Origin of the sequence: Christiangramia sp. LLG6405-1 (assembly GCF_045055805.1) — a bacterium.
Taxonomy (GTDB): domain Bacteria; phylum Bacteroidota; class Bacteroidia; order Flavobacteriales; family Flavobacteriaceae; genus Christiangramia.
The window spans coordinates 1,894,705-1,918,459 of sequence record NZ_CP159330.1 but is presented as its reverse complement, the minus strand read 5'-3'; the positions used below and the strand labels follow the sequence as shown (position 1 = coordinate 1,918,459).

Sequence of the window (23,755 nt, the reverse complement as noted above, 5' to 3'; positions counted from 1 at the left end):
TTAAATATAGAATTATTATTTCACAGAAAAAGCAAAAACGATGTTGTTTTCATAGACTTCACCCGGTTTTAGCAGACTGCTAGGGAAGTTTCTGAAATTGGGAGCATCCGGATAGTTTTGTGCTTCGATCGCGACCGCTGGAAAGTTCTTATCCAGCTTATTCAGGTACATCATATCTTCCGGGAGACTTTCCGGAGAGTAGATGACTACAACGGGCTGATTGCTCATCACTTTTAGCTTGATCCCGGTGAGCGGAGCGAATAATTGTGCCTGCACTTCATTTTCCATCACATCCAGGACATACACATCATCAAGTTCCCTATTGCCAAGCAATTTGTTCTCCCGATAGTCCTTAGGATGATCCCTGAGTTTTGTCAAATTTCCAGTCGGTAGGTTATTTTCATCCAGTTCGAGGATCTTGGAAGCATTTACCTGCATAAAATGATCACTAATACTTCCTCCTCCATTCAAATTAAAGTAAGTATGATTGTTAAGGTTAATGATCGTATTTCTATCTGTTGTGGCGCGGTAGGAAAGTTTTACATGATTATCCTCAGTCAGAGTGTAAGTCGCCTCAACTGTGACTTCGCCAGGGTAACCTTCTTCCATATGCTTACTTACGTAAGTCATTTTTACTGATGGGTTAGGTGCTTCTGTGATCTTTTTGATCTCCCATATCTTCGTTTGAAAACCATTCGCTCCTCCATGTAAATGCGCATTGTCTAAATTCTCCTCCAACTTAAAATCTTCCTCGCCAATGCTGAATTTACCTTCAGCAATTCTTCCCGCAAAACGACCAATACTGGCTCCAAAACATTTATTGTGCTCCCAGTAAGTTTCACTAATATAATCTGCGATCTTAGCAGGACCTGCAACAACTTCTACTTGCTTGTCATTCTTATCTTTTATACTAAAGCTATATAATGTCGCTCCAATGTTCAGGATCTTTAGTTTGCTCTGCTGCCCATTTTCTAACTCGATGATCTTTAGATCTTCTTCCTGTACTGTTTTTAACATACTTATTTTTTGCTCTGTACCCAGTTGTTCACTTTAGTCTCCAGGATTGTTAGCGGTAAAGCACCATCTGTTAATACAACATCGTGAAATTCACGGATATCAAACTCTTCTCCCAGTTCAGTTTTCGCCATTTCTCTTAGTTCCAGGATCTTGTTCATCCCTATCTTATAAGCCGTCGCCTGCCCTGGCATTACGATATGTCGTTCTACCATTTTAACGCAGGCGCTTTCAGCAGCTGGTGTATTTTCACGGTAATAATCTATACCTTCCTGCCTGGTCCATTTTTTGGCGTGAATACCAGTATCTACAACCAGTCTGCAGGATCTCCAAAGTTCCATTGCAAGCCGGCCGAAATCTGAATACGGATCTTTATAGAATCCTATTTCCTTCGGAATATATTCACTATATAATCCCCAACCTTCCACGTAAGCAGTGTAAAAGCTGAATTTTCTAAATTCCGGGATAGAATCAAGTTCCTGTGCAATAGCGATCTGCATATGATGGCCTGGAATTCCTTCGTGGTAAGCAAGTGCTTCCATTTCGTATTTAGGCATCGCTTTCATATCATAAAGATTCGCATAATAAGTTCCGGGGCGGGAACCATCCAGAGCGGGTTGCTGATAGAAAGCTTTACCTGCACTTTTTTCTCTGAAAGGCTCTACCGCTTTTACTACGATATCTGCTTCAGGCATGGTATTGAATAATTCTGGAAGCCTGGTTTTCATAGTATTGATCACCTGTTTAGCCTGGGATAGATATTGTTCTTTACCTTCTTCAGTATCTGCAAAATAGAATTGCTCATCATTTTTCATGAAATCAAAAAAATCCTGAAGGCTACCTTCAAAACCTGTTTGTTCCATGATCTTCTCCATTTCTGAATGAATTCGAGCTACTTCACTTAATCCTATCTGGTGAATTTCTTCTGCGGAAAGATCTGTGGTAGTGACTCTTTTCAAAGCAAGTTCATAGAACTCCTCTCCTTTTGGGAATTTCCAAACACCAGCTTCTTCAGTAGCGCGCAATTGCTGATTCTCCAAATGATCAATCAAACTCTGGTAAGCCGGCTGAACATGATCTACAAGTGCCTCTTCCGCAGCATTGACCAGTTTTGTTCGTTCTGCATCTTCCAGATTTAATTTATCGATCTTCGTGGTAAAGTCTTCAAGTAAGGCACTGGCGTTAGCCGACTTTGAAAATGGCTTTCCTTTGATAATGTTCCTTGAAGCGTCTAGTGTTCTATCGAAAACGAATTTAGGCGGAATAATTCCGTTCTGCTCTCTAAGCTGTAACTGTTCGATCACATCTTTCATCACTTTCTCAAGTCCTTCCAGTCTGGAAATATAAGCCCTGGCGTCTCCAATGGAATCTATGCGATGCATATTGATTAAAAAAGCCGGAAGTTCTGCATGAAGTCCGTGCATTTGATCAATTGGATAATTGTAGAACCTGAAATCATAATCATCGATCTCATTTTGAACCTGCCTGCGATACAGATCGTAGCTCAACCTGGTATCTTCATCCAAAGCTGCTACATCTACCTGATCCAGATAATCCATACGTTCCCGCGCCTGTTCAAGATCTTCCGCATATTTGAGATTGGAATAATTATCCCATTGATCATAATTTGTCTTCAGCCCTCTTCGGGTTTGGGTCTCTGGAGATTCCTGAACTTCTTTTTCGAACTCACGCGCAAAGTAAGCGTTCATTTCTTCGGAAGCGTTTTGCTGCTCCTCTTCAGAGTAATCTGAATTTTGCTTTTCATTGCCACATGAGCTTAGCAAGATTCCGAATAGCAATAGGTAAACTGATTTTTTCATTCTAAGATTTATTCTTCTAAAACTGAAAATTTAATGGCTGAATCACCATATATCGTATGCGTTTGTTTCTGAAAATCTTCCTCTTCAGCTTCAAAGATATTATCTACATAAGTCTGTGGATTCCTGTCGATTAGTGGAAACCATGTACTCTGGATCTGGATTTGCACTTTATGACCTTTTTTGAAAGTATGATTCACACCCTGCAACGTAAGATTTACATCGGTTTTTTTATTAGGCTCAAATGCTTCCGGTTTTTCAAAACTATTTCTGAATCTTCCGCGCATCACCTCACTACGAACCATCATATGATAATTGCTCATTTTAAGATGAGGCATGGTTTCATCGTAGTTCTCTGCGTCTTCAGGATAAACATCCACAAGTTTTACTACCCAGTCTGCTGAAGTTCCCGTTGTCGCAACTTTCAGCATCGCTTCAATGGGTCCGGTCATTTTCATGTCTTCTTCCAGGACTTCCGTTTCAAATACCAGAACGTCTGGTCTTCTGGCTGCGAATCGCTGATCTCCAGACATATATTCTCTTGGAGTAAAGACCATTTTGATCTCGTTATTATAAGAAACTGGTTTTGCTGGATCGCTTACAAAAGTTTCTTCGTTATCTGATGATGTTTCTGATAATTGCTCCTTAGCTCCCAGATACCAGGTTTTCTTCGTAGTATTCTTCGGTGGCCATTGAGCATAATCATTCCATTCGCGAGCTCCTGTATCATAAATATGTGCTTCAGACAATCTCAAAGCATCCTTAGTTTTCTTCTTCAGAAAATGATTGAAAAATTCGGTTTCATAATCTCTTTGAAAATGTGTGGATATACTATCACCAAAATAGACGTTTCCAACAGACTGTCTTCCAGATTCTCTCGCCCAGTCACCATGACTCCACGGACCAAAAACGATCATATTATGATTATCACTATTCTCTTCTATGCTCTTGTAAATATTGAATGGTCCGTACAGATCTTCTGCATCAAATAGTCCGCCCACGATCATTACTGCCGGCTTAATATCTTTCATGTGCTGAACAATTCCTCGTTTTTGCCAGAACTCATCATAATTTGGATGTTGCTTTAGCTGTTGCCAGAACTCGTTATCCTCTTTATAATATTCATCGAGATTGCTCAAAGGACCCGAGTCCATAAAAAACTGGTATTGATCCTGAGTTTTCAACTCTGGAAAGTCGTACCAACTCGTATCTACGGGAGTATCTTTCTGATATCCAAAAACCGCCGTAGCTCTCCAGTAGCTCAGTAGGTAAGCTCCGTTATGGTGAAAATCATCAAAGAAGAAATCACCGATACTTGCTTGAGGAGATGCCGCTTTAAGAGCTGGATGTCCACTTAAAAGTGAATACGTACTGTAAAATCCTGGATAGGAAATTCCCCAGGTTCCAACCTTTCCATTGTTATTTTCCACATTATTGATTAGCCATTCTATCGTATCGTAAGTATCGCTGGCTTCATCTACCTCTTTCCCTTTTTTATTCGGAATAAAGGCACGCATATTATCATATTTCCCCTCACTCATCCATCTGCCGCGTACATCCTGGTAAACAATGATATTCCCTTCTTTCATCATGATCTCGTTAGGACCAATCTTGGATCTGAACTGATCTTCACCATAAGGCCGGGAACTATACGGAGTTCGCTGCATCAACATTGGATATTCAGATGATGTATCCTTTGGAGTATAGATCGTAGTGTGGAGTTTAACACCGTCTCGCATAGGAATGTCCACTTCCATTTTATCGTAATGGGCTTTGACATCGTAATCTGTCTCATTTTGAGCACTTAAGGGATTCAGTATAAACAGAAGTAATACTGAAAACAGGGAAGTATTGAATATTTTCATTCTATTATTTTTATAAAGCGTCTAAAGATAGAAATTAGGTAAGTATTCCTGAAGGAATTCAGGAAAAACAAGAGCTTGCACGTATTAAATATGTCAATTCTCTTAGCTGAAGCTGATTTTAAGGATTTCCCGATCTCCTTTTTCTACGGAAAAGCGATTATCAGCACGTTGGTTGATAATCCAGACAAGATCTTCTCCGGAAAACAGTAGCCAGGTTTGCTCTTTTTGTGGTAAACTGAATTTTTCATCTTTAAAATAATCACTCAGCTTCTTTTTTCCTTTCATTCCGAAGGGAACAAAAAAGTCACCTTCTTTCCATTTCCTGATCAGCAAAGGAAATTTAAGTTTTCGAATAGGGACAAAAATACTGTTGGTTGCGGACTTGTCAAATTTTTCAACTTCGGTCAAATGCAGAGTTCCAAATTCCGGAATCATGACAAACTCCTCACCTTTTTCGAGTTGATATTCTTTATTGATGGACTCATCCTGAATTTCAGTCAGCAATAATCTATTCCTATCCTTAATAAGCCTGTGAGTATCTGAAAGCACCATTTTACCAGTCTGCGCATCCATAAGGTCATGAACATCGTTCCACTCAGTAAATCCAAATGATTTGAGCAGCTGGTAAAGTACCTGCTTCGAATTTGGCACTTTCTTTAAAAAGGCAATATCCAGGGCGTAACCAAACACGTCCCGGCTGATGATCTTTGGATAAAGCAGACTCATATAGTCCTCTACCAGCTCCATGCTTTCATTCAAATGTTGCTGAGTTTTCGCAAAAGTTTCAAGCAATTGCGGATTAAGCTCCTGCATCAATGGCACCATATGATGTCTTATACGGTTTCTCATATATTTATCTGAAGCGTTACTGGAATCCTCCCGCCATTTCAAGTGTTCAGTATTGGCAAATTCCTCGATCTCAGACCTGGAAAAATTGATTAGTGGTCTTATAAGTTGATGATGTTTATCTTTTATTCCCTGCAAACCTTCCGGGCCGGTACCACGAATTAGATTGATCAAAAAAGTCTCAAGATTATCATTCGCATGATGTGCAGTTAACGTGTAATCAAACTCCATGGAATTTGAAAGTTCCTCAAACCAGTTGTAACGCAATTCCCGGGCAGCCATCTGAATGGAAATACCAGCATTTTCAGCAAACTTCAGCGTATTGAAACTTTGAGTGAAAAATGGGACTTCCATTTTTTCTGCAAGTTCTTTTACAAATGCTTCATCTGCATCACTTTCTTCTCCTCTAAGATTAAAATTACAATGTGCGATGGAAAACTCCATTTTTGACATCTTACATAGATGTGCCAGAACAATACTATCCACACCACCGCTTACGGCGATCAACAACTTATTGGTGCAAAGAAAAGGGTATTCTTCTTTGATGATCTTTTTGAAGGCTTTTTCCATATCTACTCAAATATACAAAGCCTTAATTTAATAAAAACCTGCTTAAAGATTCTCCAGAACTTCACGTAATGCCCTGGATTTCAACAAGCATTCTTCATATTCTTTTTCAGGATTCGATTTTGCAGTAATTGCTCCTCCTACTGAAAATGACAGATACTTATTCGTGGAATTATAAAGAATACTGCGAATCACCACGTTGAAATCAAAATCACCCTCTGGAGAGAAATAGCCCACAGCGCCGCTATAGAGTCCGCGTTTGGTACTTTCCAGCTTCTCTATGATCTTCATTGCTGAAATTTTGGGCGCTCCGGTCATGCTTCCCATGGGAAAACTCGTTCTTAGTGCCTCTACCGGTTCAATGCCTTTGGCGATCGTAGCAGTGACTGAAGAAATCATTTGGTGCACCTGTTTAAAGGAATAAACTTTACATAGTTCATCCACTTTTACTGAGCCTTTTTCGGCGATCCTGGAAAGATCGTTCCTAACAAGATCCACGATCATAACGTTTTCTGACATTTCCTTTGGATCCCGGGCCAGATTAAGGGCAATTTCCTTATCCTCCTCAGGATTGGAAGATCTTCTCGCGGTACCTTTAATTGGTTGAGTAAGCAATTGATCACCTTTTTTCCGTAGATATCGCTCCGGGGAAGCCGAAACCAGATTGATGTTTTCGAGTCTCAGGAATGCAGCAAAAGGAGGTGTTGAGATCTCATTAAGACTTTGGTAAATAGAAAATGCATCCAGATCGACATTTTCACTGAAGAATTCCTGACATAAATTCGCTTCATAAATATCTCCGCGATGAATATGCTCTAGCATTGCTCCAACCTTTTCAAGGTACTCCTCCTTACTAATTCTGGATTGTATTTCTATTTTCTCATCGGAATTTTGAGTTTTATGCTTAAGATTCTGAATCTCTTCAAAGTCAGTTTTAATTTCGTCATCTACCATTCTCAGGTAAACGAAATCGGCTATATTATCTTTTAAAAATATCAGTTTTTGAGGCTGAAAAAAGTAAAGATCCGGAAATTGGAGTCCGTCGTAATTGGAAGATTTTAGTCGCTCGACGTCATTTTTCAGGTCGTAGCTTAAATAACCAAAGATCCAGTCTTTGGTAGTTTGCTGATATTCCTTCAGTTTATCGAAGGCATCTTGATAATCGGTTTTGATAGCGGTAAAAGCTTCTACAGCAAGTACTGCTTCAAATTCGGTATTTTCCGAAGAATCAAGATTACTATCCAGCCACACGATCTCCGGAAAGCTATTTCCCCAGGTGAGCAATTTCTTCTTGAAATCTGCCATATTCTGTACGGCAAAAGATCTTTTTGTTCTCAATTAAGCTTCGATTTGATGAGCAAAGGTAGTAAGCACGTCTTCAATTCCCATATCCAGCACTTCGTTTGTCACCTTAGCATCTTCAAAATTATCCTGGAAAGATGGAAAACTAAAGCTTTCGATCACATCGCCGCCAAATCTTCCGAAGATATCACGGCAATAATCCAGCGAACCTTTGGCTCCGCGTTTACCTGGAGAAGTACTTACCAAAAGGATCTTTTTTCCTTCAAGAAAGTTTTTTTGATTCCGGGATAACCAGTCAATAATATTCTTAAAAAATGCAGAAGCAGTCCCATTATGCTCATTCACCGCAATGATCAGGGCATCGTGATCAAGAATATGATTGTGAATGATCTTTGCGTTCATTGGAATTCCCGATTCCTTTTCGATATCTTCATCATAAACTGGCAAAGAAAAATCGGTTAATTGAAGCATTTTGATCTCATGTCCCTGGATACGTCCTGTGATATGATCCAGAAGTCTTTGATTTATGGAAGTACTACTGTTAGAACCGGCGAATGCGAGAATCTTTTTCATGTTTGATTTTCTCTAAAATTACTGAAAATTTATCTTAGCTTTTCGTTTAAAAATCTGGTAAGAGAGCAACTGAAACAAAAATTATGGAGAGGACCACTCATTATATAGAGAATGAACATCTAAAGATTGGAGTTCTGGAAACTGGCGCCGAGCTTTGCAGTATTCTGAATAAAAAATCTGGAAGAGAACATATCTGGCAGGCTAATCCAGATGTATGGGGAAGTCATGCGCCTAATCTTTTTCCAATTATTGGAATGCTGAAAGACGGGGAATATCAATTTGAAGGCGCAACTTATAGGCTACCAAAACATGGAATTATTCGGCATAACGACCAGATAAGACAAAAAGAGAACACTGAAGATCAGCTGGTATTCGAACTTCTTTATTCTGAAGAAACTTTGAAGATTTATCCATTTAAATTTGCCTTCAGGATCTATTTTATTCTGAAGAATAAGCAATTGGAAGTAAAACATCATATTATCAATCTTGACGAAAAGCCTTTATATTTCTCACTTGGAGGTCATCCAGCCTTCAATATTCTCTATTCTGAAGGGGAAAAAATTGAAGATTATTCCCTTCAGTTTGACCAGAAATTAAACCTTACGACGGAGATCCTTGATGAAAACGGCTTACTTGGAGAGAACTCGGAAGTGATACTTGAAAATGAGCAAAACCTGCAGCTTAGATCTGATCTTTTTGACAAGGACGCATTGATCCTCCGAAGTATTAAATCAAAAAAAGTTGATCTACATAGCAAAACTGAAGGTGCTATTTTAGGAGTTGAATTTGAAGATTTTAAGGACCTTGGGATCTGGGCTAAACCAAACGCAGCCTATGTTTGCATAGAACCATGGCTTGGCTATACAGATCTTGCAGATTCTAGTAAAAGTTTCAAAGAAAAAGCCGGGAATGAAGTGCTGAATGCGAATGATGACTTTAAGGCTAGTTACCAGATTCGCATTTACTAGTATATAAATGTGCAGGTTAGCACGTTAAGCAGTACCTTTGCAAAAATAAAAACTTATACTTTGAGCTTTCAGGATCTAAACCTAAACACTCCGCTGCGTAATGCATTGGAAGATCTTAATTTCCAGACACCTACTCCAATCCAGGAACAGGCGTTTTCATCGATCATGTCTGGACGGGATGTTGTTGGGATCGCGCAAACGGGAACTGGTAAAACCTTTGCCTATTTGCTTCCACTTTTAAGAATGCTCAAATATTCGGAACAAAAAAATCCCAGGATCTTAATTCTTGTTCCAACCCGCGAACTTGTAGTTCAGGTTGTTGAGGAAATAGAAAAGATCGCAAAGTATATTAATGTACGAATTTCAGGAATCTATGGTGGCGTGAACATTAATACGCAACACCAGGTTTTAATGCAGGGACAGGATATCCTGGTAGCAACTCCACGACGATTGTATGATCTGGTACTCCGCAGAGCTGTTCAGTTAAAATCCATTCAGAAATTCGTGATCGATGAAGTGGATGTGATGCTGGATCTTGGTTTTAAGTTTCAGGTGAATAATATCCTCGAATTGCTTCCGCAGAACAGGCAAAGCATCATGTTTTCGGCAACTATGACCGAAACCGTGGAAGCGATGATCGACGCAAACTTCAAAACTCCCGAGAAAATATCGGTTGCCGTAAGTGGTACACCTCTTGAAAATATAGAGCAACGAGCTTATAAAGTTCCTAACTTCAACACAAAGGCAAATCTTTTTAAAGAGCTGTTCACCGATGAGGATGAATATAAAAAAGTGTTGATTTTCACGACCGACAAGCGTTTTGCTGACAAACTATACGATATTCTTAATGCCGAATTCAGGCACCAGGTAAGTATGGTTCATACAGGCAAGAGTCAGAATTACCGACTTAATAGTCTACAGGAATTTGCTGAAGGTCGTACGCGTATCATGATCTCTACAGATGTTATGGCTCGTGGTCTGGATATCGAGAATGTATCTCACGTGATCAACCTTGATACTCCGCATTATCCTGAAAACTATATGCACCGTATTGGTCGTACCGGTCGGGCAGAAAAGAAAGGTGTTGCCATCATTTTCAAGACCGAAGCTGAAGCCGAAAATTACGAAAAGATCGAAACTTTGATGGATATGCAAATTCCAGAACATTCGATCCCTGAGACTGTTGAAATCTCTACGGAATTGATCGAGGAAGAGAAGCCAAGATCTATAGAAATCTATAATCCGCATTCAGATGATCAGGAAGCAGGACCTGCCTTTCACGAGAAAAAGGATAAGAATAAAAAGGTGAATCTTGGAGGTAGTTATCGCCGGGAAATTGCCAAAAAATATAAGAAACCAAAAACCCGTGGTGACAAGAACGCCAACCGGAGATGGAAAAAATAAAAAAAGGAGCGCATTTGCGCTCCTTTATGTTTATGATCTGTTTTTCTTCTTTGCTGCCTTCGCTGCTCTCTTTTCTTTTAAACTCAACACAGGTTCTTTCTTAGCTGAATTCTTTGAAGGTGATTTTTCTTTCGCCATGATTTCTAAAATTAGAATTAACGGTTAAATGTAGTGAATGTTTCTCTACGAAAATGAAAAATAATAAAGCGCTATAAAATTTCCTGCACATTAATATCCTTCAGGGTTATGGCTGTTCGCAAATTGATTGATGATAACTAGTAAGCGTTGGTCGTATTGGCATCGAGATCAGACTTTCGAATCCAATTGAGAATAAAGCTGGAGATCCTACCAAAAAGGAAGGTAAATCCACCGAATAATGGAGCGAGTAAACTCACCTTCAGCCCTGCTGCAAACATTGCCGGGTTCACGTTATCAAGAGACTCAAAAGCATCAAAAATCTGTATCAGGCCTATAAATTGCGTAAAGAGTCCGATCACTAATGCTATCAATGCCAATTGATTAATAAGAGAAATGTTCTTTCGGAATTTATGTCCAACTGCAGATACATTGATTGCTGCCCGAACGACCAGAAATATTATAATAAAGAATGAAATTAAGATGAGACTCATTGCCAGTGGTCCACCTTCATTAATTCGATCCCCAAGCTGCTGAAAGAAACCCGGGTTTTGAAAAAGAATACTACTTAGTAAAATCATCATTTAGTTATATTGGTTAATGATAGCAAACTTAGGAGGAAGTTAGTTTTAAAATATAGAATTGAGACCAGTAGCATCTTTTTGACCCGATTCTACCATTTACCGAATTTTTCCAGTTCTAATCTGGAAGCGATGTTATCCAGCTCCTTAAAATAGTAATTCGTCGCAATAATTTTTATTAACCGAAATTAAGTCACATTTTTATTCACTAATGAAACTAAGTTCGGTCATCCTGGGAATAGGAAAGAAATTTATACTACACAGCCTTTTCTGGCTCTTGGTCTTGCTTTATTTTACCTTCTTTTTTGGATTTGAAGATTCAGAATTCAGGCAGGTAATGAACTTTTCATCTTTCTTTCTTCCTGTCACCATTTTGACCACCTATACATTTATTTACAGGATCATCCCTCGATACTTAATTCCTAAAAAGTATTTGCAATTTGGTCTATATAGCTTAGCGGCACTTGTAATTTCAGCCTGCTATATCACAATTTCGGCTTTTTATGCCAAGGTGCTGACTTCCGATTATGAATATCAGGGTAGTTTTCCTATTACGAAAAGCCTAATTTATATCATGATTAGCGTCTACCTGGTAGTGGCGCTTGCTTCCGCATTTAGTCTTCTGAAGTATAATTATTCTACCGCAGCTAAGAACGAAGAACTAAAGAACAGGATCCTGGAAGCGCAGTTGAAATTAAAAGAACAGGAGCTTCAATATCTAAAGATGCAGATTCACCCACATTTTCTCTTTAATTCGCTAAATACTATTTACGGATTGAGTTTAGCCAATCATCATACTACATCAGAAATGATCCTGCAACTTTCAGATCTACTGGATTATATCCTTTACCAAACCAAAAAACCAGTGGTCTCGCTGAAGGATGAAATAAAACATATTACTAACTATATTGATCTGGAAAAAAAACGCTTCCAGGATCTGCTCCTCCTTGATTTTGAAATCGAGGAATTTTCAGAAGAAATTCAGATTGCGCCCATGTTATTATTGCCTTTTGTAGAAAATTGCTTCAAGCATGGTCGCGACGCCGATGGAAAACTTGAAATTAGCATTAGACTGAAAGTAGAGAATAATCATTTAATACTTTTCATAGATAATTCAAAAGTTCAGCTTTCAGCAGAGCATTCAGAAACTGGTATTGGACTTGAAAATATTAAACGAAGACTGGACCTGCTATATGAGAACAATTATGAACTTGATATTGAGAACAGACCAGATCATTATTACGTAAGATTGATGCTGAAACTTTCAAAAAATGCTGTTTATGCCTGATAAGATTAGATGCTTGATAGTAGATGATGAACCTGTTGCCCTGGACATTCTCAAGAATCATATTTCAAAAATAGATTTCCTGGAGATCGTACAGGCTTGCCGAAATGCTACAGAGGCTTTTAATTGTATTAGTTCCAACAAAATTGACTTGATTTTTCTGGATATCAACATGCCTGGAATTTCAGGGATCGCATTTGCAAAATCCATCAATAAGGATATTAAGATCATTTTCACCACCGCATACCGGGAATTTGCAATCGAGGGATTTGATCTTCACGCGGCAGATTATTTACTCAAACCAATTTCCTTCGAAAGGTTTCTTGATGCAGTTAATAATTTCAGGCATACATATTCTTTTCAAACAAACGAAAATCTGCCTGCTTCTTCCAACGAGCTCTTTTTTGTCAAGATCGACCGGAAAATGCACAAAATCGATTTTCAGAAGATCTTATGGATAGAAAGTCTGAGTGATTACCTGAAAATAGAAACTACCGAAGGCACGAAAGTTACCAGAGAGACAATTTCCTCCATTGAAGAGAAACTTCCAGATGCTAATTTTCTAAGAATTCACAGATCATATATTATCAACATCAGTAAAATTGAGTCGTATTCTCATGAAGAAGTGGTAATTGGAAATAAATCACTACCAATTAGCCGGACTTATAAGGAGAATCTACGAAGAGAAATGAAAAGATTCTCTTAGTTACAATTTTTTAGAATCTTCAATTATATCGATTGATTTATTAAGCAATTCATCTTCACCATTCCTAAAGCCTTCAATAGTAGGTTTAATTTCAATATCGGGAACAATCCCTATCCTTTGAGTTTCGGTTCCGTCTGGGTAGAAGACTCCAATACCTGAAATCATAGTCTTGATACCTCCAGGCAAATTGATTTGGGACACATTCCCGTCTGCTCCTGCAGTTTGGCTGCCAACAACTACAGCTCCCGGGGCAATTCTCAGGGCCATTGCAGTATATTCTGCCTGGCTCTGAGTTTCCTCATTTATTAATAAAACCAATTTTCCTTCGTATGTCTTTTTTAAATGCGACCCTACTTTCGATCCATTTCGATACTCAAAATATCCAGGATTTTTCATGGAAGTAGAAGTGAACTTTGCAAAACTTGTTGGCTTCGGTACTACAAAATTACCCATACTAAACACTATAAATTCTGACGGATAGCAGCGTAGATCCACCACAATGCCCCTAGTATCCCTGAATTTTTCCAGAATATCATTGATCTCTCCTCTTTTCAGTGATTCTGGATAGATGTATCCAATATCATTTCTAATAAATTTATGGCTTGATGGTATACTATCAGACTCATTCCATTCTTCTACAGATGCAATTTTCTCTGTAAAGACACCTTTTTCATTTTTGTAGGTTATTTCCAGACTATCCATATTAGTACGAAGTAACTTTCTTGCCATATCCCTTAACCTTGCAGATTGATTGGATGCAGGATAAAATTTACTATTCTTATGAATAACATCATCCATTGGCTCATTATTTATATGAGTAATTACATCACCTTCATAAATAGTCATTTCTACACTATTGTTTTTCTTTACGACTACCGGCTGTCCCTCAATAAATTGAATTTTTAAGGGTAATTTCTTCTTTCCGAAGAAATTACTAAGCGCTTCATCATAACTCCAGATGCCCGCATGGCTGTCATTTACTTTTCCAATTAGTTGCAGAACATTTTTCTTATAATCTATCTCCTCATTTTCTTCTAAAAAGCGTGGTATATATTCTTTTAAAACCTCGTCCCAATCTTTTTCAGTTAGATAATTATTGGGATTAAAATACTCCATGATATTCCAGTAACGATAAAGTGCGAGTAATTTTATACCTGAATCATCCCAGGCCATTCCCAAATAGCTATTTTCATTTTTAAATGATGGATTCTCCACACTTGGATTAATACTAAAATAGAAGTGCTTCTTCTCCCTTTTGGATTTCAATATTTCTTGAAGTTTTTTCGATAATTCTACTGTCAAAAAGCTTTCATCGTAAATCCAGGAATAATCCGGAGTTTGCTCATATTCATCGCTATCCGGCAAGTTATGTTCTCCTTCTTCTGTAATATTAAAAGATCCAATCCAATTCGCTAGTTCAAGATCAAAATTTGCCGAATCGAGCTTGGTTAAAAATCGAAATAATTCATTATCCCAGTTAATATTTCCTCTCGCAATCTCTGGATGATGGTATTTAACGAAACCCCACACCTTGCCTAACTTATATAGCTTTTGAACCTGAGTGGAACTAGGTTTTTTCAATTTAAATTTTGAACCATCAACAAAAGCCGTGTCCAATTGTGCTGGTTTATAGGTTAGAACCTTAGGTTTCATTGACTGTATATCCTTGTCTCCATTTATCATTAAGGAAAAATTATCGAACCATGCGGTCCCAGTTCCAACCAGAATTCCTCCTACATATATATTCTTAGCCTCATCGGGGAATTTAACCTCAACTTCGTATTGCTGCCAGTCATTTGTTCCGTTTAAACCCTGAGACTGCATGTTATTAAAACTTAAAGAACCGGAGTCACCATCTACCCGAATCAACAATCCAGCAAAGCCATTAGCTACGTTTTCAGTTTTAATGTAGCCTTGAAGCTTCAAATATTTTCCTGCATAATTTGCCGGAATCTTGTAAGCGATGCTACCAAAGGATGCAGTAGAGTCGGCAGTTAGTTTGGCAGCATATGATCCGGAAACTTTATCTACAGAATCTTTTTGAATAGCATAATTTCCCCATACAATCCAATCGTCTGGCATTTCTCCTTCCTTCTCAAATTTATCAAAATTCAAATTATATTTTGAGTCCTGTGCAAAAGACAAACTGGTAAAGAATAATAAGAAAAGTACAATTCTGGTCATTGGATTTAGGATTGATGATTTTAAGTGAAAATAAAAAGCCCGGACATCATAACGTCCGGGCTTAAAAATATATTGTAATTTATCTTATTCTAGATATGCAAAGCTCTGTTTTCAGTAGCGGCAAGAGCAGCTTCCTTAACAGCTTCAGCATAGGTCGGGTGAGCATGACTCATTCTCGCGATATCTTCCGCAGAAGCTCGAAATTCCATAGCTGTAACCGCTTCAGCAATAAGATCTGCAGTTCTTGCCCCAATCATGTGCACTCCAAGAACCTCATCGGTCTTTTCATCAGCAAGGATCTTTACAAGTCCGTCAATATCTCCACTGGCTCTTGAACGTCCTAGTGCTCGCATTGGAAATTTACCTTCCTTATACTTCACTCCCATTTCCTTCAATTGCTCTTCAGTTTTTCCAACTGAAGCAACCTCAGGCCATGTGTAAACTACTCCCGGAATCAGGTTATAATCGATATGAGGTTTTTGACCCGCGATCAATTCGGCAACCATCGTTCCTTCTTCTTCAGCTTTATGAGCAAGCATAGCACCGCGCACCACATCTCCAATTGCATAGATATTATCTACATTGGTTTGTAAATGCTCGTTTACCTTAACTCTACCTTTATCATCAAGGTCAACTCCTGCAGCATCTGCGTTCAACCCATTTGTAAAAGGTTTTCTACCTACAGAAACAAGGCAGTAATCTCCTTTTATCTCGATTTCCTTATCCTTTTTGTCATCTGCCTTTATCGTGATCTCGTCACCGTTTCTCTCCACAGACTTCACTTTGGTACTTACGTGGAATTTGATTCCCTGCTTCTTTAAAACTTTTTGAAGCTCCTTAGAAAGCGCACTATCCATAGTAGGAATGATACGGTCTAAATATTCAACTACAGTTACTTCAGCTCCCAGACGGCGATAAACCTGCCCAAGTTCAAGCCCAATCACACCACCACCAATTACGATCATATGCTTAGGAACCTCTTTAAGTTTAAGCGCTTCCGTAGAAGTGATCACTCTTTCCTTATCCAGTTCAATAAAAGGAAGACTTGCCGGTTTAGAACCTGTAGCAATGATGATTTTCTTAGCTTCTATAGTTTTGGTATCTCCTTCACCTTCGATCTTGATGTGAGTCTTATCTTCAAAAGAACCTACTCCTTCATAAACATCGATCTTGTTCTTGTCCATCAAAAATTTCACTCCGTCACAGGTTTGCTGAATAACAGATGATTTTCTATCCATCATTTTTTCCAGGTTTAGCTTTACCTCACCCGGAATTTCGATACCATGGTCTTCAAAATGTTTGATCGCATCCTCAAAGTGATGAGAGGAATCAAGTAGAGCCTTACTTGGAATACAACCTACGTTTAAACAGGTCCCACCAAGTGTGGAATATTTCTCTATGATCGCAGTTTTCATCCCAAGTTGTGCGCAGCGAATCGCAGCAACGTATCCGCCTGGTCCCGATCCTATAACTGCAACATCATATGTACTCATAATTGTATGTTTTTACTGATTTTTGAACAAATTGATTACAAAAGTACGACTATTCTCTACAATGACCAATGCACCTGAGAGTCCTGACAAAATTTTAAGATTTACAGATTTATGATCGTGCTTTGCTTCACTTTATTGATCGTGAAGACGCTTTTTGTACTCCCAATATGGTCCAGGCTGGTAAGCTTAGCGACCATAAATTCACGATATTCGTCCATGTCTTTTACCAGCACTTTCAGAATATAATCATAGTCTCCGCTCACGTGTAAACATTCAATAACTTCGGGCAGACTGGTGATATCCTTTTCGAATTTTGTAAGTATTTCTTTTTTATGCTGAATCAGTTTGATCTGGCAAAGAACCATAAAACCCTTGCCGACACTTTCCGGATTTACTAATGCAACATATTTCGATATGACCCCATCACGTTCCAGCTTCTTAATGCGTTCGTAAATTGCAGTAACTGAAAGTTTCAGGTCATTTGCGATCTCCTTATTAGTCTTTTTGCTATCCTCCTGAAGATGCTTCAATATTCTTTTATCCAGCTCATCAATTTTCATACGCTTGTTTTAGGGGATTCTGAACTTAAAATTATTCGGTAAAAAATATCTGTATACTTTAAAATTAGATATTTATTCTGTAATACAGCAACTCAATAGTTTTATATTCTACTCAAATCCATATTACTTGTTCTTAAGTCGGTTTTTGCTGAGATTTGAATATATAAATTCAGAAATCATGAAATACAAACCAGCAGATCGCATTCAGGACTTACAATATTTTGGAGAATTTGGAGGTGTTAACCCTTCTATATCAGATTCTTCCACCTATACTTTTCTTTCAGCTAAAACCATGTTCGATACCTTTGAAGGTAATGCCGAAGGATGTTACTTATACTCCCGGCATTCCTCGCCTTCCAATCTTTATCTTGGCGAAGCACTCGCAGCAATGGAAGGAACAGAATCGGCTAATGTCTCGGCCTCCGGAATGGGCGCGATCACATCGGTTCTTCTGCAGCTTTGCAATGCCGGTGACCATATTATTTGTAGCAGAACCGTTTATGGCGGTACTTATGCATTTCTGAAGAATTTCGCTCCCAAGTTTGGGATTGAAACCACATTTGTAGATATCACAAAACCTGAATTGGTGCAGAATGCCCTTCAGAAGAAAACAAAATTGATCTACTGTGAGAGTGTGAGCAATCCTTTGCTTGAAATCGCAGATCTTGAAGCCCTGGCTAAAATTAGCAAAGCTTCTCATACCAAACTGGTAGTAGACAATACATTCTCACCACTTTCTATTAGTCCGATTAAACTTGGTGCAGATGTGGTAATTCATAGTTTAACCAAATTTATCAACGGTAGCAGTGATACTGTTGGCGGAGTCGTTTGTGGTACTACGGAATTTATAAATGACCTTAGAAATGTGAATGATGGCGCTGCTATGCTACTGGGTCCAACTATGGATAGTCTGCGTGCTGCCTCTGTTCTGAAAAACTTACGAACCCTGCATATTCGCATGAAGCAACATAGCCACAATGCAATGTTCCTGGCTCATAAATTTCAGGAAGATGGGTTGAAAACCGTCTATCCGGGAATGGAATCTCATCCAGGGCATGAAACTTTCAAAACCTTGATGAACGAATCTTATGGTTTTGGAGGGATGTTGACCCTCGATGTTGGTTCACTGGATAAAGCCAATGAATTGATGGAACTTATGCAGGAAAGAAATCTGGGATACCTGGCTGTAAGTTTAGGATTTTACAAAACCCTGTTTAGCGCACCTGGAACTTCAACCTCTTCGGAAATTCCTGAAGAAGAGCAGAAAGAAATGGGATTAAGTGACGGTTTAATTCGATTTTCCATTGGGCTGGATAATGATATTGCAAGAACTTACGAAATGATGAAAGATTGTATGAAAGAAGTAGGCGTTCTAAGTGCTGAAATGGTCTAAAATTTTGCAGGATTAAGCCGAATGTCGTAAAATTACGTTCATAAAAATATGAATAACATTAACGACCGGTTATAAATTTTCAAGCCTTAAGGTAAATCTGAGGATTTTCAGAATACCCTAAGGCTTTATTTATGCCTTAAAAATAGAATCTCCTGAATGGAAAACTCTGCTGCAAAACCTCAAAATGAACCTGTAATTGAGAATAAGGAATTAAGTATCTGGGAAGCATTAATTCCAGTACTTATTCTTGTTGCTATGCTAGCTTTCAATGTTTTCGTTTTTGGCGATGATGCTCTTGGAGGCTCTAACCAATTCATTCTATTACTTGGAGGAGCCGTTGCCGCGATCGTTGGTTACTTCAATCAAGTTAAGTTTGATACCATGGTCGATGAAGTTGCCGGCAATATTCAAAGCACTTCCGGAGCGATCCTTATACTTTTAATGGTCGGAGCTCTCGCAGGAACCTGGCTTATAAGCGGAATTATTCCTACCATGATCTATTACGGACTTCTAATTCTAAATCCTACTATATTTTTGGCAGCCTGCGTAGTTATTTGTTCCGTGATCTCTGTTGCTACAGGAAGTAGCTGGACAACTTCAGCTACCGTCGGGATCGCCCTGATCGGGATCGCTGATGCGCTGGGAATTGGATTAGGTATGACGGCGGGTGCAATTCTTTCCGGAGCCTATTTTGGGGATAAAATGTCTCCTTTAAGTGATACTACGAATCTTGCTCCGGCCATGGCGGGAACAGATCTTTTTACACATATTAAATACATGGCATTAACCACAGTGCCTACGATCACAATTACCCTTATCGCTTTTATAATTATTGGACTTAATCTGGATACGAGTGGAAATACAGATACATCAGCAATTCTAGCTTCCATTGAAAAAAGCTTTACTATCACACCATGGTTATTCATTGTACCAGTGATTGTAATATTTCTGATCGTTAAAAAAACATCCCCGCTTATAGCCTTGCTGGTTGGAACTCTTGCCGGAGCGGTTGCCGCTCTTATTGTACAACCAGACATTGTACTGGCAGTAAGTGGAATGAATGAACTTAATTTTATTAGTGGATATAAAGGACTCATGAATGCCATCACGGTAGACACAGCGGTAGAAACCGATTCTGAAACTCTAAACGACCTGTTTGCCTCCAGCGGAATGCAGGGAATGCTAGGAACTATCTGGTTGATCATTTGCGCTATGGTATTTGGCGGAATTATGGAAGCAATTGGAGCCTTATCCAGAATTAGTAAAGCACTTCTGAATCTATTCCATACCACCTTCGGATTGTTTGCCAGTACCGTATTTAGTTGTCTTGCCCTGAACGTTACCGCTTCAGACCAATACCTGGCTATTGTAGTGCCGGGAAAAATGTTTGCAAAAGCTTATAAGGATAAAGGTCTTGCACCAGAAAACCTAAGCCGTAGTCTGGAGGATTCAGGAACTGTTACTTCTGTACTTATTCCATGGAATACTTGTGGAGCTTATCATAGTGGAGTTCTGGGTGTTCCCGTTCTCTCCTATGCTGGTTACGCTTTCTTCAATTATTTGAGTCCATTTATGACCCTTCTTTTTGCTGCTATCGGACTAAAAATCAGAAAAATTTCTACCAAATAATCGTTGTCAAAACCTTAGAATAACTGCTAAATTTCTGAGTATTTGATGATTATAGAGTGCCGCTATCGTTGATTTTACAATGCATAGACAGACTCTATTGTGTGATAAAATCATAAAATTTGAAACGTCTTAAAAACGCAGTGAAGATGATACTTTTGCAGCGTAGAAAAAGAACATTTTTAATTTTAAAAAATATAATAATATGGCTTTAGTAGGAAAAAAATTTCCAAATCTTAGTGTAGACGCAATGAACGAAATGGGTGATACTTTCAAATTAAACATCTTGGAAGAAGCTCAGAAGAATAACAAGAAAGTTTTACTATTCTGGTACCCAAAAGACTTTACGTTCGTATGTCCTACAGAGCTACATGCATTTCAAAATGCAATGGCTGAGTTCGAAAAGAGAAATGTAATGGTAGTTGGAGCATCTTGTGATACTCCTGAAGTTCATTTCGCATGGTTGAACACTCCTAAGGATAATGGTGGAATTGAAGGTGTAACTTACCCAATTCTTGCAGATAGCAACCGTAACCTAAGTTCAAGACTTGATATCCTTGACATCATGAGCGAAACTTATGATGATGAAACAGGAGCTGTAACTCTTGAAGGTGATAATGTGACTTACAGAGCAACTTACCTTATCGATGAGGAAGGAACAATTTTCCATGAAGGTGTAAATCATATGCCACTTGGAAGAAACGTAAACGAATTCCTAAGATTGATCGATGCTTATACGCACGTACAGGAAAAAGGTGAGGTTTGTCCAGCAAACTGGGAAGAAGGTAAAGAAGGAATGAATGCAGACCGCGAAGGAGTTGCATCATACTTAAGCCTTAACTAAGAAGTATCCTTGAATTAAGAACATTAAAAAAATTGCTATGATTAAGGAATTAGATCAGGATAACTTAAGTGAGATTGTAAATGATAATGATACTGTTGTAGTACAGTACATGGCGGGATGGTGTGGAAACTGTCGCTTGATGAAGCCAAAATTTAAGAAGTTATCTGCAGAGCATGAAAATGCGCAGTTCATTCTTGTAGATGCTGAGAAGTATCCGGAATCAAGAAAACTGGCGAAAGTTGATAACCTTCCAACATTTGCAACCTTCAAAAATGGAAGTTTTAAGAATCAGGTTCAAACGAATAAGTTTGACCAATTAAAAAACTTAGTAGATGAAGTTACCAGTAATTAAGCATTTACAGCGAAACAACGAGGTAAACAAACTTGAAAGTACGATTGATGTGCTTGAAAGCTTTACTGAGCACCGTTCAGTTTCTGAAGAAGAAATGGACGTGATTGGTGAATTACTTACAAATCTTTGTGGTGCTGTAGAAGTGCATAAAATGATAGAAGACGGTACTCCTGAAAGGGATGCTGCTAATAATTTTGTTAAGAAAGTTCTAGGGTCTATAGACAAATAATCTTTTTTGATAAATCAGATAACATAGGCTGTTTCATTGTGAAACAGCCTATGTTGTTTTATGATAATTTTAGTAATAACCGAAACACAATCCTATAAATTTAGCAATCTAATATATGTATAGAAATGGCAAAGATTGAACTTGGTGGAGAATCGGTAACTACTTACGGCTCGCTTCCAGCACTTGACGAGAAAGCTCCTCATTTTGAGTTAATTAAATCTGATCTTTCGATTGGAACCCTCGATGATTATAAAGGAAAGAGAGTTATTCTTAATATCTTCCCAAGTATAGATACAGGAGTTTGTGCAACTTCTGTTCGTAACTTCAATAAAAGAGCATCAGAATTAAAGGATACGGTGATACTTTGTATTTCCAGAGATCTCCCTTTTGCTCAACAAAGATTTGTAAGTGATGAGGAATTGAACCAGGTCGTAAATTTATCAGATTTTCGAGATAGAAATTTCGGCAAGGACTATGGTGTTGAAATTCTTGACGGACCCTTTGAAGGTTTGTTATCTCGTGCAGTAGTGGTTCTTGATGAAGATGCTAAAGTGATACATTCCCAGCAAGTACCTAAAATCGAGGATGAACCAGACTATCTTGCTGCGCTGAAAACCCTGTTGTAATGAAAAACACTTTCCTCGGAAAGAGAATCAGAGGAGGAGGATACGCCTTAAAAGGTGCACTGTTGCTGCTTCGCCATGAAGCCAGCATACAGGTGCAATTTGTCATTTCAATACTGGTTTGCATTGCGGGTTGGTATTTTGATATTACCAGAACAGAATGGATGTTTCAATTCGTAGCAATAGGAATGGTTATGTCTGCTGAAGGGTTGAATTCAGCAATAGAAGCAATGGCAGATTTTGTACATCCCGACTTTCATAATAAGATTGGGCATATTAAAGACATTGCTGCAGGTGCTGTATTTATCGCTGCACTAATCGCGATTGTCATCGCAGGATTTATCTATATTCCTTACCTAACCAGTTAATACCTGACCCTATGAAGCAGCTTCTGTTATTTGTTCTTTGCCTATGCACTGTTTTTTCAGTTACAACTCAGGAATTGCAGGAACTGGATATAGATCTCGAGAATTATGAATATCCTTATGATGTAGATTTTCTCGACCTTAATATTCAGAAGAGCACCTATTCTATGGCTTATATGCACATAGAGGCGGAGAATCCAAATGGTGAAACTGTAGTCCTATTACATGGCAAGAATTTTAACGGCGCATACTGGCAAACTACCATAGATACTCTTCAAAAATCAGGGTACAATGTGCTGGTGCCAGACCAGATAGGGTTTGGAAAGTCCAGCAAACCAGAACATTTCCAGTATACGTTTCAGCAACTGGCAGAAAACACCAAAAAGCTTATCGATACTCTTTGGATAACGAAGACCACTATATTAGGTCATTCTATGGGAGGCATGCTGGCCACGCGTTTTGCTCTGATGTATCCTGAAATTACCAATAAACTTGTTTTACTCAACCCAATAGGCCTGGAAGATTGGAAGACTAAAATTCCTTACCAAAGTGTTGACGACTGGTATGAACAGGAATTGGATAAAAACTACCAGGGTATCAAGACATACCAGGAGGAAAGCTATTACGCTGGCGATTGGAATGATGACTATGCTCAGTGGGCTAAATTACTTGCGGGATGGACATTGAATGAAAAATATCCATTGATAGCCTGGAATGCCGCACTTACTTATGATATGATCCTTACCCAACCTGTGGTCTATGAATTTAAGAATCTGCAAATGCCAACATTATTAATCATTGGGACCCGGGATCGAACAGCTTTGGGCAAAAATCTGGTGAGTGAGGAAGTAAAAGCGAGCATGGGATTATACGATGAACTTGGTGAAATAACCGCAAACAAAATACCGAATGCGAAATTGGTGGAAATTCCAGATACCGGACATTTACCTCATATAGAAGCTTTCGATAAATTTACAGCAGCACTTCTACCCTACTTAAAGAATAAATAGTAAAACCAGTCGT

22 protein-coding genes are annotated in these 23,755 nt (G+C 38.6%); 12 read left to right on the top strand and 10 right to left on the bottom strand.

The genetic code is table 11. The annotated features are described in order from the left end of the window. Positions 1 to 15: 15 nt before the first annotated feature. The 6 genes from ABVM50_RS08945 to ABVM50_RS08920 form a co-directional block, all read right to left on the bottom strand. Positions 16 to 1,017, bottom strand: a complete 1,002-nt coding sequence (locus ABVM50_RS08945) for an aldose epimerase family protein (RefSeq protein ID WP_405198246.1) — start codon at positions 1,015 to 1,017, stop codon at positions 16 to 18. Between the two features lie 2 nt (positions 1,018 to 1,019). Then, positions 1,020 to 2,834: a DUF885 domain-containing protein gene (locus ABVM50_RS08940; RefSeq protein WP_405198245.1), complete on the bottom strand. Its 1,815-nt coding sequence runs from the start codon at positions 2,832 to 2,834 to the stop codon at positions 1,020 to 1,022. A gap of 8 nt (positions 2,835 to 2,842) precedes the next feature. After that, positions 2,843 to 4,696, bottom strand: coding sequence for a CocE/NonD family hydrolase (locus tag ABVM50_RS08935; protein WP_405198244.1), 1,854 nt, complete (start codon positions 4,694 to 4,696; stop codon positions 2,843 to 2,845). A 102-nt stretch (positions 4,697 to 4,798) separates the two neighbouring features. Continuing rightward, the gene (gene tilS / locus ABVM50_RS08930) at positions 4,799 to 6,112 is read right to left on the bottom strand and encodes a tRNA lysidine(34) synthetase TilS (RefSeq protein WP_405198243.1); all 1,314 of its coding nucleotides are present in this window, start codon (positions 6,110 to 6,112) and stop codon (positions 4,799 to 4,801) included. 42 nt (positions 6,113 to 6,154) lie between these two features. Further along, complete coding sequence (gene pabB, locus ABVM50_RS08925; RefSeq protein ID WP_405198242.1) at positions 6,155 to 7,447, bottom strand: aminodeoxychorismate synthase component I; 1,293 nt, start codon at positions 7,445 to 7,447, stop codon at positions 6,155 to 6,157. Beyond that, positions 7,448 to 7,984, bottom strand: a complete 537-nt coding sequence (locus ABVM50_RS08920; RefSeq protein WP_405198241.1) for an NADPH-dependent FMN reductase — start codon at positions 7,982 to 7,984, stop codon at positions 7,448 to 7,450. 83 nt (positions 7,985 to 8,067) lie between these two features. Between ABVM50_RS08920 and ABVM50_RS08915 the strand changes: the two genes are divergently transcribed. Both ABVM50_RS08915 and ABVM50_RS08910 read left to right on the top strand, forming a co-directional pair. After that, entirely contained in the window at positions 8,068 to 8,952 is an 885-nt protein-coding gene (locus ABVM50_RS08915; RefSeq protein WP_405198240.1) for an aldose 1-epimerase family protein, read from the top strand. Positions 8,953 to 9,012: 60 nt separating this feature from the next. Next, positions 9,013 to 10,356, top strand: coding sequence for a DEAD/DEAH box helicase (locus ABVM50_RS08910; protein ID WP_405198239.1), 1,344 nt, complete (start codon positions 9,013 to 9,015; stop codon positions 10,354 to 10,356). A 275-nt stretch (positions 10,357 to 10,631) separates the two neighbouring features. Here ABVM50_RS08910 and ABVM50_RS08905 read toward each other — a convergent pair whose 3' ends face one another. Next, positions 10,632 to 11,075: a MotA/TolQ/ExbB proton channel family protein gene (locus tag ABVM50_RS08905; RefSeq protein WP_405198238.1), complete on the bottom strand. Its 444-nt coding sequence runs from the start codon at positions 11,073 to 11,075 to the stop codon at positions 10,632 to 10,634. A 208-nt stretch (positions 11,076 to 11,283) separates the two neighbouring features. Between ABVM50_RS08905 and ABVM50_RS08900 the strand changes: the two genes are divergently transcribed. Both ABVM50_RS08900 and ABVM50_RS08895 read left to right on the top strand, forming a co-directional pair. Then, positions 11,284 to 12,360, top strand: a complete 1,077-nt coding sequence (locus ABVM50_RS08900) for a sensor histidine kinase (RefSeq protein ID WP_405198237.1) — start codon at positions 11,284 to 11,286, stop codon at positions 12,358 to 12,360. Next, the gene (locus tag ABVM50_RS08895) at positions 12,353 to 13,063 is read left to right on the top strand and encodes a LytR/AlgR family response regulator transcription factor (protein WP_405198236.1); all 711 of its coding nucleotides are present in this window, start codon (positions 12,353 to 12,355) and stop codon (positions 13,061 to 13,063) included. Before ABVM50_RS08900 ends, ABVM50_RS08895 begins: the two co-directional genes overlap by 8 nt. Here ABVM50_RS08895 and ABVM50_RS08890 read toward each other — a convergent pair whose 3' ends face one another. The 3 genes from ABVM50_RS08890 to ABVM50_RS08880 all read right to left on the bottom strand — a co-directional run bounded on the left by ABVM50_RS08890 (position 13,064) and on the right by ABVM50_RS08880 (position 17,300). Then, positions 13,064 to 15,247: a S41 family peptidase gene (locus ABVM50_RS08890; RefSeq protein WP_405198235.1), complete on the bottom strand. Its 2,184-nt coding sequence runs from the start codon at positions 15,245 to 15,247 to the stop codon at positions 13,064 to 13,066. Positions 15,248 to 15,336: 89 nt separating this feature from the next. Next, a complete protein-coding gene (lpdA, locus tag ABVM50_RS08885) occupies positions 15,337 to 16,740 on the bottom strand; it encodes a dihydrolipoyl dehydrogenase (RefSeq protein WP_405198234.1) in 1,404 nt (467 codons plus the stop codon). Between the two features lie 101 nt (positions 16,741 to 16,841). After that, positions 16,842 to 17,300: an Lrp/AsnC family transcriptional regulator gene (locus ABVM50_RS08880; RefSeq protein WP_405198233.1), complete on the bottom strand. Its 459-nt coding sequence runs from the start codon at positions 17,298 to 17,300 to the stop codon at positions 16,842 to 16,844. Positions 17,301 to 17,478: 178 nt separating this feature from the next. Between ABVM50_RS08880 and ABVM50_RS08875 the strand changes: the two genes are divergently transcribed. From ABVM50_RS08875 to ABVM50_RS08840, 8 genes are all read left to right on the top strand, one after another. Then, positions 17,479 to 18,693, top strand: coding sequence for an aminotransferase class I/II-fold pyridoxal phosphate-dependent enzyme (locus ABVM50_RS08875; RefSeq protein ID WP_405198232.1), 1,215 nt, complete (start codon positions 17,479 to 17,481; stop codon positions 18,691 to 18,693). Positions 18,694 to 18,849: 156 nt separating this feature from the next. Next, the gene (nhaC, locus tag ABVM50_RS08870; RefSeq protein WP_405198231.1) at positions 18,850 to 20,322 is read left to right on the top strand and encodes a Na+/H+ antiporter NhaC; all 1,473 of its coding nucleotides are present in this window, start codon (positions 18,850 to 18,852) and stop codon (positions 20,320 to 20,322) included. Positions 20,323 to 20,524: 202 nt separating this feature from the next. Further along, positions 20,525 to 21,163 (top strand): peroxiredoxin, encoded by a 639-nt coding sequence (locus ABVM50_RS08865; protein ID WP_141877262.1) that lies wholly within the window; start codon positions 20,525 to 20,527, stop codon positions 21,161 to 21,163. Positions 21,164 to 21,200: 37 nt separating this feature from the next. Continuing rightward, positions 21,201 to 21,515: a co-chaperone YbbN gene (locus tag ABVM50_RS08860; protein WP_141877261.1), complete on the top strand. Its 315-nt coding sequence runs from the start codon at positions 21,201 to 21,203 to the stop codon at positions 21,513 to 21,515. Further along, positions 21,496 to 21,744 carry a DUF6952 family protein gene (locus ABVM50_RS08855; RefSeq protein WP_141877260.1) on the top strand — a complete coding sequence of 83 codons (249 nt, stop codon included), beginning with the start codon at positions 21,496 to 21,498 and terminating at the stop codon, positions 21,742 to 21,744. Before ABVM50_RS08860 ends, ABVM50_RS08855 begins: the two co-directional genes overlap by 20 nt. Before the next feature lie 125 nt (positions 21,745 to 21,869). Beyond that, entirely contained in the window at positions 21,870 to 22,370 is a 501-nt protein-coding gene (gene tpx, locus ABVM50_RS08850; protein WP_141877259.1) for a thiol peroxidase, read from the top strand. Then, positions 22,370 to 22,735, top strand: a complete 366-nt coding sequence (locus ABVM50_RS08845) for a diacylglycerol kinase (protein WP_405198230.1) — start codon at positions 22,370 to 22,372, stop codon at positions 22,733 to 22,735. The genes tpx and ABVM50_RS08845 overlap by 1 nt, the downstream gene beginning before the upstream one ends. An 11-nt stretch (positions 22,736 to 22,746) precedes the next feature. Then, complete coding sequence (locus tag ABVM50_RS08840; protein ID WP_405198229.1) at positions 22,747 to 23,742, top strand: alpha/beta fold hydrolase; 996 nt, start codon at positions 22,747 to 22,749, stop codon at positions 23,740 to 23,742. Positions 23,743 to 23,755 lie beyond the last annotated feature (13 nt).